Here is a 13,407-nt window from a genome sequence, read left to right on the forward strand (position 1 = left end):
ATAAAAGTTATACCGTGGATAACGTGGATTGTATGAGCGTGAATGCCGATTGATGCAAGGTAAAGGGTAAAAGACTTGTCAGTCATTTTACAAATATGTTATATATAGGCGCAGTATCCACGGTATTTATCGTTCCTAGGTTGGCTTGGGTCAGCGTTTATAAAAGCACAAGCTACCCAAGTCAGTTTAAAAATATTAGTCGTTTAGCCTTTTTAGTGATTGCGCTACGCAAACCGAGTTGATGATTCATGGCAGAAGCACAGCTAAGTCTCAATCTGGACATTAAGCACGATGCAAGTCTTAGCGATTTTGCAGGTCCTGGTTGGATGTCGATTATTGATGCAGTCAGGCAGCTACATGTCGGCCTGATCGGTCAGTTATACCTGTTTGGCAGTCCTGCGACGGGCAAGTCTCATCTGTTGTCCGCTATTTGTGAGTCGTATATAGAAATGGATAAGACGGCTATCTGCTTATCGCTCAATGAGCTGATTCATACAGATGTCCATGTCCTCTCGTCGTTAGAAAACTTTGATTTAATCGCCATTGATGACTTGGAGGTGCTAGAGCAAAGCACCCAGTGGCAAGAGGCTTTGTTTCATCTGATCAATCGTAGCCGAGAAGGGCAGCGCCAGCTATTGTTTGCTGCCAACAAACCTGCAAGTGAGCTACCGTTTGGGCTAAGGGACTTGCTGACGCGTTTGGCTCAATCGCCGACCTTTAAGGTTCCTAATGGCCATGACTTCGCTGACCGTCAAGCGCTGCTGCAATCTATCTTGCGCCGCCGTGGCTGGCAGTTTGACGACCGTATCATCGATCACTTGCTGACCGACGGACCACACCGTATCGGTGCGATGATGGACGTGCTCAATTATATTCAGCCCATGTTTTCCAATCTTGGCCGCAGCAACATCTCCAAAGCCGTCATCAGTGATGCGCTGCGTACCATCGATGAGCAAACGTTGGCCGCTGAGCTGGCAGATATTGCTCAAGAGACGCAAGTAGATAACAGCACAGCAGAGCAAGACCAACATACCATGCCACTCGACTTTTAGGCGGTGTGTTTCTTACTTCTAATAGGTTTGATTGCTTTTTCTAAGTTTGAATGCGCGATAAATAACGGCGTATGTTATGAGTAACCCCATACGCTGTCATACAAAAAACAACGGTTTTTACCCATTGTTTGCCAACTGTTTGCCAACCCGCTTTATTCTCTAAAACGCCACATGACTACTGGACCCACTTATGAAACCACATGCTTCTTTGTTAAAAAAACTGACCACCAGTGCTTTGCTCATAGGGGCAGGTTCTGTCTCTATGCTATCGCACGCAGCCGTGACGCTGTTGGTCGATGATCATATCAAGGTCACTGCCATCAATGGTCAAGAAGTGCAGCAGAGTGCCTTTCAGCCGCTCACAAAGAAGTTTACGTTGCAGCCTGGTACGCATGCGATTACGGCCAAATACGACCGTTTGTACAACTTGCGCCGTGATGAGCACGACTATTTGCGCTCAGGCAATGTCAGTGTGACCGCGCAATTAGCAGACAATCAGACCTATCGTCTGACCATGCCAAATCAGCCAGAAGCGTACGAAGCAGCGAGAGAGTACGCCAAACGTCCGACATTGGCTGTAGAGCAAAATAATACTGTGATCGCCAGCCAGCAAAGCCTTGGCAATCAACAAGGCGGACTGTTCTCAGGCTTGGGTAAAGCCATCGGCGGCGTGTTTGGTGGTGCAGGTGACGCCGAGCGACAAAACCAGCGAGCGATTGCCGCTTTAGAGCAGCCACCAGCGACTCAGCCGGCCCAGAGTAGTGTCAATATAGGCACCGCGCAATCTGTGCCAGCGGCTGTGCAAACCGGTAATACTCTTGATAGCTTTATGCAGCTATGGCTACAGGCGACCCCTGCCGAGCGCGAAAAAATCCGTCAGTGGATTCAAAAATAAGCAGCCTAAGTGTTTTGAACCAAAAAAAAGCACCCATTGGGTGCTTTTTTAATGCTTATGTTTTTCGTACTTATACTTTTAGTGCTTATGTATAAGTATAGGCATCGTATTTTATAGCCTTAGCCCAAAAACGCATTGTACATCCAGATCAGTTTTTCTTGCTGTTGTACGTATTCATCGACCAAGTCTGCTGTGCCTTGGTCTTCAGCTTTTTCGGCCACTAATGACACGTCGCGCTGCTCTTCGATCAAAGCTTTTAGACCAGTGACCACACCTTTCACACAAGCGTTACCATCTTTGACGTTTTTGTCTTCAGAGATGCTGGTGTGCTGAGCAAAGTCGCTATAAGCGTGTAGTGGCGTACCACCTAATGTCAAGATACGCTCAGCGATCTCGTCGATCTCTACTTGTAGGCTGGTATATAGCTCTTCAAACTGTGGGTGCAAAGTAAAGAAATGCTCACCCTTGACGTTCCAGTGATAACCACGGACGTTGATATAAAACATATGATAGCTTGATAGTAAGTCATTTAGCTTGCTGATGACTTCGCTCATGTCTGCTTTTTCTAGACCAATCTGGTTGGTTGCATTATTACTCATGATATTATCCTTATAGTTTGAGTGTTCAATAAAAAGTCGTATTAAAAAGCCTAGTAGCGTACGTAATCTTGAGTCACCAAAAAGATGACCAAAAAACCACTAAAAAGCTTGATAATAAAGAAGACTAAGAGTGTAGCAAGTCATGGGCTACGTGGCTATGCTCATTCATATAATATAGCCGTTTTACCAAAAAAAATAACAATATAAATGATACGGCGATACTCGCACCAAATCAGTTTTCAGTTGCCTATAAGGCGGCCGATAATCAGTATCATAAACAAAGGTATTTACTATCAAAAGTAGGTATCGTCCTCACACCTACTTTCTTGGGACTTCTAAACCCTTTTTTCTTCTACTGGTGACTATCATAGCAAAACATCATGGATAAGTTAAATTTATTAATATTAACCATGTGATTGGTTATTTAGAACCAAGGCGCGCCCTATAAGAGTATAGAGCGCTTTTGTATCATAAGCTGCTAAAAAAATATTATTAAGCAGGCGGTTGCAAGCTTTCAGGGTTTAAGCCTTTGACAGGCACCACTTCTTGGAGATGCTGACGCACGGTATCGATCGGAAACTTTTGCGCTTGTAGGCGTTTTGGGACGATCTGGCTGCCTTGTTGGCCTTTGACCTCAAACATCATAAAAATGTAATCGTCGGTTTCATCCCAGCTTTTGACAGCAGACCATGGAATGACGGCTTGCTGAGTTTGGCCTGCACGCATCTGCATGCCGCGCATCTGATTGCTATTAAACATCTCTGGTTGATTGACAGGCATGGCCATCACCAGTCCGTGCTTTTGTACGCCCAGCTTCATCTGGCGCATCTCATCGGGCATTTCTTGATCGGCCACTTGTTTTTCAAACTCTCTTTTGACGTACCATTTAAAACCAAGGGTACGCACCAGTACATAAATCACCACGGCCACCAGCATTAACCAAAAGATAATCGTAGAGTAGCCTGTGACAAACACCAAACCTGCAATCGCTAGTATCACGACCACGGCCATGACGACCCATTCTTTGGTCTTAAAGCTGGATAGACCAAATGAGGGACTCGCACTGGCAAACAGCTCATACTGTGCTTGATGAAATTCGGCCTCGGTGAGGTTTAAGGCGATGGGTTGGAGCGTGTAAGGGTACAGGGCCATAGAGGTTTCTCAGATACTTGTGTTAACAGCGTTGGGTTTCGATCGCCAAAGCAGGACAGCGTCGCCATACTTGGCTAAAGACAGAAAAAAGATATGCGCTTATCTTACCGAAAAGCGCTCTTAAATGAAACATATAAGCGGTGCGATGGCGGGATTGGTCTTATATTTCTATGGATGCGCTGTGCTCAGGTGGTATTTATATAAAATAAAAACCACTCCAGCATAACAAGCGCTACGGCGTGAATATGGCACCACAAAAGTCTTGTTAGGGCGTTATCGCGATATCACTGAGAACATCGCCAAAATATAGGCAAAACATGGTCAAATCTGCTGGGTCTTGGTATCATAGCGGCTATTATATATTCTTATAACCAGCATGGTACATCAGGCGGCTTGATATCCATCAGTGCGTCATGAAGACAATCATCAGAACCATTTTAGGATAATGCGATGGTCCTTTAACAGGCCATGTAAGTCTATTATCTTAGTGGAATTGGCCTGATATAATGCTCTGATTGGCTGATCTGATTATCAACACGCCCTATTAAAATTTTACCCACATTTAGCGTTACAGGCGACTATTATGATTGATCCGAAACTCTTGCGCGGCGATTTAAGTGATTTACAACAGCAGCTAGCCACTCGCGGCTACGAGCTTGATATGGCTTTTTGGCAAAATATCGAAACCGAGCGTAAATCGCTACAAGTCAAAACCGAAGAGCTGCAATCGCGCCGTAATGCTGGGGCAAAGCAAGTGGGCGTGCTAAAAAAATCAGGCGAAGATGCCAGCGAGCTACTGGGCCAAATGCAAAGCATCAGCGGTGAGATTAAGGCGGCAGAAGATGAGCTGCGCACCCTGCAAGAGCGCATCACACAAGCGGCCATGCAAATCCCCAATATTCCAGCCGCAGATGTGCCTGTCGGGACGTCAGAGGATGATAATGTCGAAGTGCGCAAATGGGGGACGCCGCGTCAGTTTGATTTTGACATCAAAGACCATACCCATATCGGTGAAACCTTGGGCATGCTGGATTTTGAAGCGGCCACCAAGCTGACCGGTAGTCGTTTTAATGTGCTAAAAGGGCAGCTGGCGCAGATGCATCGCGCTTTGATTCAGTTTATGCTGAACACCCATACGGTCAAGTACGGCTATCTTGAGACTTATTTGCCTTATATCGTCAATAGCGAGAGCCTAAAAGGCACCGGTCAGCTACCAAAGTTTGAAGAAGACTTGTTTAAACTGACCAATCATACCAATAACGATGAGATGGACTTTTATTTGATTCCGACTGCAGAAGTGCCGATGACCAATTTGGTACGCGGCGAGCGTTTGGATATCAAAGAGCTGCCATTGAAGTTTACCGCCCATACGCCATGCTTCCGTAGTGAAGCTGGCTCGCATGGCCGTGATACCCGTGGTCTGATTCGTCAGCATCAGTTTGAAAAAGTTGAAATGGTCAATATCGCCACTAGCGAGCAGTCAGATGATTTGCTTGAGGCGATGACAGGTCAAGCCGAAGATATCTTGCAACAGCTAAATCTGCCTTATCGCGTGGTACAGCTATGTACAGGTGATATGGGCTTTGCGGCTCAAAAAACCTACGATATCGAAGTATGGCTACCAAGCCAAAACACCTATCGCGAAATCTCTAGCTGCTCAAACTGCGGTGACTTTCAGGCACGCCGCATGGGCACGCGAGTCAAAAATGGCAAACAAACCAATCTTGCTCATACGCTAAACGGTTCAGGCCTTGCTGTTGGCCGTACGCTGCTGGCAGTGATGGAAAACCATCAAAACGCTGATGGCAGTATTAGCATTCCAGAAGTGCTGCGTCCATATATGGGCGGCGCTGAGACCATTTTGGTTTAATACAGTGATGTTTTTATAAGCTGCTATCTAAACTGCGGGTCATCAATGGGCTCGCGGTTTTTTGATCTGTGTTGGTTTGAAAAAACTGATACAAATGATGATTAAATACAAACGATTCTATCAGCGCATTTTTAGCGTGCCTGATGGCAAATATGTTAATATAGCACTTTGACTTTATCGTCTGTCTGTCGATGATGCGTCAGGCGTTTTTGGCAGACTATCCTCGAGTAAACTCTCCTCTTATGCTCCACATTTCTGATTCGAATATTAGGACACTCTATGCCAGCTCCAATTAGCGAACGTAAACTAGCCAATGCCATCCGTGTACTGTCGTTTGATGCGGTTCAAAAAGCCAACTCAGGACACCCGGGCGCGCCGATGGGCATGGCCGATATTGCCGAGGTTTTGTGGCGTAAATTTTTAAAGCACAACCCTGCCGATCCTAACTGGCACAACCGCGACCGTTTTGTTTTATCAAATGGTCATGGCTCGATGCTGATTTATGCATTGCTACATTTGACTGGTTATGACGTCAGTGTCGATGACCTAAAAGGCTTCCGTCAGCTGCATTCAAAAACCCCAGGTCACCCTGAGTATGGCTATACCCCTGGTGTTGAGACGACCACAGGCCCACTCGGCCAAGGTATCGCCAATGCTGTTGGTTTTGCGATTGCCGAAAAAACCCTTGCCGCCCAGTTTAACCGCGACGGCCATAACATCGTCGATCATCATACCTATGCGTTTTTGGGCGATGGCTGCTTGATGGAAGGCATCAGCCACGAAGTGTGTTCACTCGCAGGCACGCTAGGGCTTGGCAAACTGGTCTTCTTCTATGATGACAATGGCATCTCAATCGACGGTAATGTTGAGGGCTGGTTCACCGACGATACCAAAGGACGCTTTGAGTCTTATGGCTGGCAAGTCATCACCGTTGACGGTCATGATGCAGACGCGATCACCGCGGCCACCGAGCAGGCCATTAACGAAACGGCAAAGCCAAGCTTAATCATCTGTAAAACCACCATCGGTGCTGGTAGTCCGAACAAGCAAGGTCTAGCGGCTAGCCATGGTGCGCCACTTGGTGATGACGAAATCGCCTTGACTCGTGATGCGTTGTCTTGGAAGCATGCCCCATTTGAGCTAGACGATGAAATCTACGAAGCATGGGATGCCAAAGCCAAAGGCGATGTGCAACAAAAGAACTGGGATGCTGACTTTGCAGCGTACAAAAAAGCCTACCCAGAGCTGGCAGCAGAATTGTTACGTCGTTTAAATGGCGATTTACCAGCAGATTTTGCTAGCCAAGCAAAAGACTATATCCAGCAAACCCAAGAAGCAGGCGGTGATGTCGCCAGTCGTAAAGCCAGTCAAAATGCGATCAATGCTTTGCAGCCATTGTTGCCAGAGATCATGGGCGGTTCAGCCGATCTTGCTGGCTCAAACCTCACGCTATTTAAAGACGCAAAGGGGATTGAGACCGACAGCGACGGCAACTATATCTATTATGGTGTGCGTGAGTTCGGTATGACTGCGATTGCCAATGGTATCGCCTTGCATGGCGGCTTTATCCCTTACGTGGCGACCTTCCTGATGTTTATGGAGTACGCGCGTAACGCCGTGCGTATGGGCGCACTGATGAAGCAGCGCATCATTCATGTTTATACGCACGACTCGATCGGTCTGGGTGAAGATGGCCCAACGCATCAGCCAGTCGAGCAATTGACTAGCCTACGCACCACGCCGAATCTACGCACATGGCGTCCTTGCGATGCGACCGAATCGGCTACGGCTTGGGTAGAAGCGATTAAGTCAGCAAACAATCCATCTGCCTTGATCTTTAGCCGTCAGAGCTTGCCACATCAAGCGCGCGATGAGAGCCAAGTCGCGAACATCGCCAAAGGTGGTTACGTACTAGCCAAAGAACAAGGCGAGCTAAAAGCAATCATCATCGCCACCGGCTCAGAAGTTGGTCTTGCGATGCAAGCGCACAAGACGCTTAGCGAAAATGGCATTGGCGTGCGTGTGGTCTCTATGCCATGTGCCGAGATCTTTATGGAGCAAGACGCTGAGTATCGCGAGTCAGTATTGCCTGCCACCATCCGCGCCCGCGTCGCAGTAGAAGCAGCGCACGTAGACTACTGGCATAAGTTTGTCGGTCTCGATGGCAAAGTCATCGGTATGACCACTTATGGCGAGTCAGCACCAGCCAGCGACTTGTATAAAGAGTTTGGTATTACCACTGACGCTGTGGTTGAAGCAGTAAATAGTTTGGTCTGATTAATCAGAGCTTAGACTGAGTTGTTGAATCCAAAAAAGAGCTGCCAGAGTAATCTGGTGGCTCTTTTTTTGGTAAATTGATCGGTCGATTTTTTATAGACGTTGAAACTTTGAGGATATTGTACTAAGCGCTATGATGCTCAGCCTTAATCATATCAGCGACTTTTTCCGCTATCATAATCGTTGGTGCATTGGTATTGGCGCTAATTAGTGTCGGCATGATAGAGGCGTCGATGACTCGTAATCCGCTGACACCGCGTACTTTTAATGCCAAATCCACGACTGAGCCGTCATCTGCGCCCATGCGGCAAGTACCGACAGGATGGTAGATGGTGTCTGACTTGTTGCGGATAAAGCCGAGCATGCCGTCTTTTTTGATATAAGGCGCAGGGTAGTCCTCTGTGATGTAGGTGGCCATAGGTGCCTCTTGCATGATGGCGCGAGTGCGCTCGGCGCCAGCCACCATATATTCTACGTCTTTGGGGTGCGACAGATAATTGGGGTCGATCAGAACGGCCTCAGTAGGGTCGGCCGACGCCAGCCGGACAGTCCCTCGGCTTTCAGGGCGCAAGTAGCAAGTATGGCACGAAACCGCAAATCCACGTTTGAGATCGCGGCCATGCTCGATGACGCGCGAGATGACGAAGTGCAGTTGGATGTTGGGCCATTGTTTTGGGGCATCACCGACACTGAAGAAAGCGCCTGCTTCTGCGTAGTTGGTGGACAGTAGGCCGGTGCCGTCTTTGCGCCATTGCCGAATGCTCTTGGCCAAGGTTGATAGCGTCGCCATACCAATACCGATGACGTCGGTGGTATTGACCTCATAATCAAACACCACGTCTAGATGGTCTTGTAAGTTACCGCCGACCTCGGGCGCATTCACGATTACCTCAATCCCGTGGGACTGTAGATGCTCGGCAGGGCCGATACCTGAGAGCATCAGGACTTTGGGTGAGCCAAAAGCCCCGCTTGATAAAATCACTTCATGACGTGCCATGACGGTATGCTCGACGCCGTCTTTTTCATAAGCGACACCAACGGCTTTTTTGTCTTCAAAAATAACGCGATTGGCTTGAGCATGGGTAATGACGGTGAGGTTTGGCCGGCGTTGTACTGGATGCAGGTAAGCGGCGGCGGCAGAGCAGCGCTGACCTTGCTTTTCACCATGAAAATGCGTGACTTGATATAAGCCTGCGCCGTCTTGTTTTTTGCCATTAAAGTCTGGGTTGTGATCTAAACCATTGGCGATGGCCGCTTTTACAAAGGCTTTGGAAATATCGCGCGGACTGAGCAAGTCACTGACGTGCAAAGGCCCGCTATCGCCATGTAGCGCATCTGCGCCGTGGATGTTGTTTTCAGCTTTGATAAAGTAGGGGAGGACATCGTCAAACCCCCAGCCTGTACAGCCTTGCTCAACCCAGCGCTCATAATCAAGCGCACTGCCGCGCGTATAAATCATGGCATTGATGGCGGATGAGCCGCCCAAACACTGACCACGCGGCTGAAAACCTTTACGATTATTAAGGTGCTCTTGTGGGGTGGTGTGAAAGCACCAGTTATTGAGTTTTAGCGGCTTGCCTGGCACCATGAGGATAAGTCCAGCTGGTACCCGAACCGCAAGGTCTTTGCCTGCGCCGCCGTATTCTAACAAGCAGACACGGATGTCTGGGTTTTCTGTCAGGCGGCTGGCAAGCACACAGCCTGCAGAGCCGCCACCGACGATGATGTAGTCAAAAATTGCATCAGATTCCATACGATATTTCCTTAGCTTCCATGCTAATTGAGCTGGGTGTGATGACCCAGACGATACAGACGTCAATCAGTATAGACCCAAAGTCATAGCGATGTTAAATGGTTTTTATCAGCAGATAGGTTTTTGATAGTCAGCTTTTAGACTGTAGCAATATTACAGAGGCAATGATGGTGTGTAGCATCGACAACTGCCAGCTATACCTTGCACACCTCAGAGCGCACGATAAAGCGCTTGCCCTCGGGTATCTCCAGCGAAAAACTGGCGCCGCGACCATCGACCACATCGATGATAAGATCGGTGTGTTGCCATAGCTGATACTGGGCTTTGCCCATATAAAAAGGACATCCTGCCAGCTGGCCGACCAAAACATCTTGGCCGCCCACGACAAACTCGCCTAAGGGGTAACACATCGGCGAGCTGCCATCGCAGCAGCCACCAGACTGATGAAACATCAGCTCGCCATGCTTGGATTTTAGTAAGTCGATCAGTGCTTTACAAGATGGGGTAGCAGTGACTTTCATCATGATGTCCTTACCATTGGTGGTGTGTCTTGAGTGAGTAAACTGGGTAAATTGTTTAACTATCTGTATAAAATCAGAGGCATATAAAAAGTCGTACCCTCTTCATTCACACCAAAGATAGCATGTGAGTGAAAACGATACGACTAAGAGGGCTAAATAAAATACAACAAGCCAGTGCTGCGCTAAGAGAGAATCGGCATAAAGCAGCACAGATCTATCATATAGTCGATTTTCAATAAAACAGATACATTATATGTCAACGTGGAACTGGTATAAATTTTCCTTGCGTGCTGTGCCTGCGCCGCTCGATGCTGCATAAAATTTATTCCAGTCCCACTGTATCGTTTTTATACTGAACTCACTATACCGTCATGAGCCTACATGCTATAGTCAATGACGATGCGACCTTCGATTTTGCCATCACGCATCCGCGCAAAGATATCATTGATATTTTCAAGTGGCTCAGCCGCGACGGTGGCCTTGACCTTGCCTGCCGCCGCCATGTCTAGCGACTCTTGTAAGTCTAGGCGCGTACCGACGATCGAGCCACGAATGGTAATGCCATTTAACACGGTATCAAAGATAGAGACAGGGAAGTCGCCTGTTGGTAAGCCGTTACACACCAAGGTGCCGCCGCGGCGGAGCATGCTTAGCGCTTGGTCAAAGGCTTTGGCCGATACTGCTGTCACAAGGGCGCCATGAGCGCCGCCGATCTGCTCTTGGAGATACTCACCAGGATCGGTATCTTTGGCATTGACGATGACTTTGGCACCCAGCTTTTTGGCAAATTCAAGCTTCTCATCGTCGATATCGACCGCCGCGACATTAAGGCCCATGGCAATGGCGTACTGAACGGCCATGTGCCCAAGTCCGCCGATACCTGAGATCACCACCCAGTCGCCAGGCTTGGTATCCGTCATTTTAAGACCTTTGTAGACGGTGACACCCGCGCACAGCACCGGGGCAATCTCGATAGAGTCGACGCCCTCAGGGATGATGCCGACATAGTTGGCATCGGCCAAGACATACTCGGCAAAACTGCCGTTTACTGAGTAGCCGGAGTTTTCTTGCTGCTCGCAGAGCGTTTCCCAGCCGCCTAGGCAATGCGTACAGTGACCACAGGCAGAGTAGAGCCAAGGCACACCGACGCGGTCACCTTTTTTGACATGGTGGACGTTGTCGCCGACAGCTGTGATCAATCCGACGCCTTCATGGCCTGGGATGAATGGCGGATTTGGTTTGACAGGCCAGTCGCCTTCGACAGCGTGTAAGTCAGTATGACAGACGCCAGAAGCTTGCATTTTTACCACAATCTGACCGGCACCTGGGGTTGGGATATCCACTTCTTCAATCTGCAAGGGTTGTCCGAACTCATGTAGTACGGCCGCTTTCATTTTATTACTCACGTTGCATTCTCCTTATCGCGGATGGTGAGTTGATAGATATCATATCTACCAACTCATTACTTTATGGTGGCTGCCATAAAGTGCGTGACAGACAGGCTTAAAAGAAGCCCATCTTTTTGGGACTATAAGAAACCAGCATGTTCTTGGTTTGCTGATAATGGTCGAGCATCATTAGATGGTTTTCGCGGCCGATACCTGATTGCTTGTAGCCACCGAAGGCTGCGTGTGATGGATAAATGTGATAGCAGTTGGTCCAGACGCGGCCCGCTTGGATACCACGGCCAAAGCGATACGCCTTATGTACACTACGAGTCCAGACGCCTGCACCTAGGCCGTATAAGGTATCGTTGGCGATTTTCATGGCTTCGTCATCGTCTTTAAACTTTGTGACGGCAAGGACAGGGCCAAAGATTTCTTCTTGGAACACGCGCATGTCATTGGTGCCCTCAAAGATGGTTGGCTGCACATAATGACCATCGCCCAGCTCGCCATCATGTTTGGCTTGTTCGCCGCCGACCAATACTTTTGCGCCTTCTTGCTTACCGATATCCAGATAAGAGAGGATTTTTTCTAATTGGTCTGAGCTGGCTTGCGCGCCAATCATGGTATCAGTATCTAGCGGGTTGCCCATCTTGATGGCCTTGACGCGCTCGATACAGCGTTTCATAAATTCATCATAGATACTCTCATGTACCAGTGCGCGTGACGGACACGTACAGACCTCACCTTGATTGAGAGCAAACATGACCAAGCCTTCGACCGCTTTGTCCAAGAAGTCATCGTCTTCATCCATCACATCGGCAAAGAAGATGTTGGGGCTTTTGCCGCCCAGCTCTAGCGTCACAGGAATGATATTTTCACTGGCGTACTGCATGATAAGGCGGCCGGTTGTGGTCTCACCTGTAAAGGCGACTTTGTTGATGCGCGGGTTAGAGGCCAGTGGTTTACCAGCTTCAACGCCAAAGCCATTGACGATGTTTAGCACGCCCTTTGGCAAAATGTCAGCGATACCGATGGTTTCTAGCATAAATAGCACGGACGCTGGCGTTTGCTCAGCTGGCTTCATAACGATACAGTTACCAGCAGCGAGGGCGGGGGCGATTTTCCACACTGCCATCAGGATAGGAAAGTTCCATGGGATGATCTGTCCGACCACGCCTAGTGGCTCATGGAAGTGATAAGCAACCGTGTCTTCATCGATCTGGCTGATGCCGCCTTCTTGGGCGCGAATGGCACTGGCAAAGTAGCGAAACTGATCGATAGCCAGCGGGATATCCGCCATCAAAGTCTCACGCACAGGCTTACCGTTTTCGTAGCATTCGGCGATAGCAATGGCTTCGAGGTTGGCTTCCATCTTGTCTGCGATTTTGAGGAGCAAGTTGGCGCGTTCAGCGACACTGGTTTTACCCCAAGCGTCTTTGGCAGCATGCGCAGCATCGAGTGCTTTTTCTATATCGGCTTCTTTTGAGCGTGCCACTTGGCAGATGATTTTGCCATCGATGGGGCTTGGGTTGTCAAAGTATTCACCATCGATGGGGGCGACCCACTCACCATTGATGAAGTTGTCGTATTTTTTGCGGAATTGGACGGGACTGTTTTCAGTATTGGGATAAGCGTATAACATGAACGACTCCTTGTTGGGTATTATGATGGTTGAAACATAAATATTCGGCCTTCCTGACCAAGCTATGACTCTATCGTACTGAGCTTTGGCGTTGAGAGATAATGACTTTTTATAATGATATATTTCGTATCATATAACTTTATGTTATGCGGTTAGCGCCTGCTAAAGTGCTTTGTAAAGTGAGTGCAGCTGTTATAATTAGATGGCAGTGCCGCATACTTGGGTGCGATGCCATGCGGTGTTTTTACTTCCTATTTT

The 13,407-nt window shown here is 48.3% G+C and carries 10 protein-coding genes; 4 read left to right on the plus strand and 6 right to left on the minus strand.

What is annotated here, in order from left to right; genetic code table 11:
* Window positions 1-248 precede the first annotated feature (248 nt).
* Both hda and AADH33_RS03270 read left to right on the plus strand, forming a co-directional pair.
* Window positions 249-1,052 carry a DnaA regulatory inactivator Hda gene (hda, locus tag AADH33_RS03265; RefSeq protein WP_075100594.1) on the plus strand — a complete coding sequence of 268 codons (804 nt, stop codon included), beginning with the start codon at window positions 249-251 and terminating at the stop codon, window positions 1,050-1,052.
* A gap of 190 nt (window positions 1,053-1,242) precedes the next feature.
* Window positions 1,243-1,947 carry a DUF2057 family protein gene (locus tag AADH33_RS03270; RefSeq protein WP_100749789.1) on the plus strand — a complete coding sequence of 235 codons (705 nt, stop codon included), beginning with the start codon at window positions 1,243-1,245 and terminating at the stop codon, window positions 1,945-1,947.
* A 119-nt stretch (window positions 1,948-2,066) separates the two neighbouring features.
* On the opposite strand, the gene AADH33_RS03275 is transcribed toward AADH33_RS03270, so the two are convergent.
* Together AADH33_RS03275 and AADH33_RS03280 are read right to left on the minus strand one after the other, a co-directional pair.
* Entirely contained in the window at window positions 2,067-2,546 is a 480-nt protein-coding gene (locus tag AADH33_RS03275) for a Dps family protein (protein WP_105243933.1), read from the minus strand.
* Window positions 2,547-3,038: 492 nt separating this feature from the next.
* The gene (locus AADH33_RS03280; RefSeq protein WP_317053483.1) at window positions 3,039-3,698 is read right to left on the minus strand and encodes a YcxB family protein; all 660 of its coding nucleotides are present in this window, start codon (window positions 3,696-3,698) and stop codon (window positions 3,039-3,041) included.
* A 583-nt stretch (window positions 3,699-4,281) separates the two neighbouring features.
* Between AADH33_RS03280 and serS the strand changes: the two genes are divergently transcribed.
* On the plus strand, window positions 4,282-5,568 hold the full coding sequence (gene serS, locus AADH33_RS03285) for a serine--tRNA ligase (protein ID WP_348549556.1): 1,287 nt from the start codon (window positions 4,282-4,284) through the stop codon (window positions 5,566-5,568).
* A gap of 279 nt (window positions 5,569-5,847) precedes the next feature.
* Window positions 5,848-7,845: a transketolase gene (gene tkt / locus AADH33_RS03290; RefSeq protein ID WP_348549557.1), complete on the plus strand. Its 1,998-nt coding sequence runs from the start codon at window positions 5,848-5,850 to the stop codon at window positions 7,843-7,845.
* Window positions 7,846-7,969: 124 nt separating this feature from the next.
* Here the strand turns inward: tkt and AADH33_RS03295 are convergent, their stop codons facing one another.
* The 4 genes from AADH33_RS03295 to AADH33_RS03310 form a co-directional block, all read right to left on the minus strand.
* Window positions 7,970-9,598 carry a GMC family oxidoreductase gene (locus AADH33_RS03295; protein ID WP_348549558.1) on the minus strand — a complete coding sequence of 543 codons (1,629 nt, stop codon included), beginning with the start codon at window positions 9,596-9,598 and terminating at the stop codon, window positions 7,970-7,972.
* Window positions 9,599-9,792: 194 nt separating this feature from the next.
* Window positions 9,793-10,119: a DUF779 domain-containing protein gene (locus tag AADH33_RS03300; protein WP_075100601.1), complete on the minus strand. Its 327-nt coding sequence runs from the start codon at window positions 10,117-10,119 to the stop codon at window positions 9,793-9,795.
* 377 nt (window positions 10,120-10,496) lie between these two features.
* A complete protein-coding gene (gene adhP / locus AADH33_RS03305; protein ID WP_348549559.1) occupies window positions 10,497-11,525 on the minus strand; it encodes an alcohol dehydrogenase AdhP in 1,029 nt (342 codons plus the stop codon).
* Window positions 11,526-11,622: 97 nt separating this feature from the next.
* Window positions 11,623-13,149 (minus strand): acetaldehyde dehydrogenase ExaC, encoded by a 1,527-nt coding sequence (locus AADH33_RS03310; RefSeq protein WP_348549560.1) that lies wholly within the window; start codon window positions 13,147-13,149, stop codon window positions 11,623-11,625.
* Window positions 13,150-13,407: the final 258 nt, after the last annotated feature.

The organism is Psychrobacter sp. KFRI-CH2-11, from assembly GCF_038239325.1.
Taxonomy (GTDB): domain Bacteria; phylum Pseudomonadota; class Gammaproteobacteria; order Pseudomonadales; family Moraxellaceae; genus Psychrobacter; species Psychrobacter celer.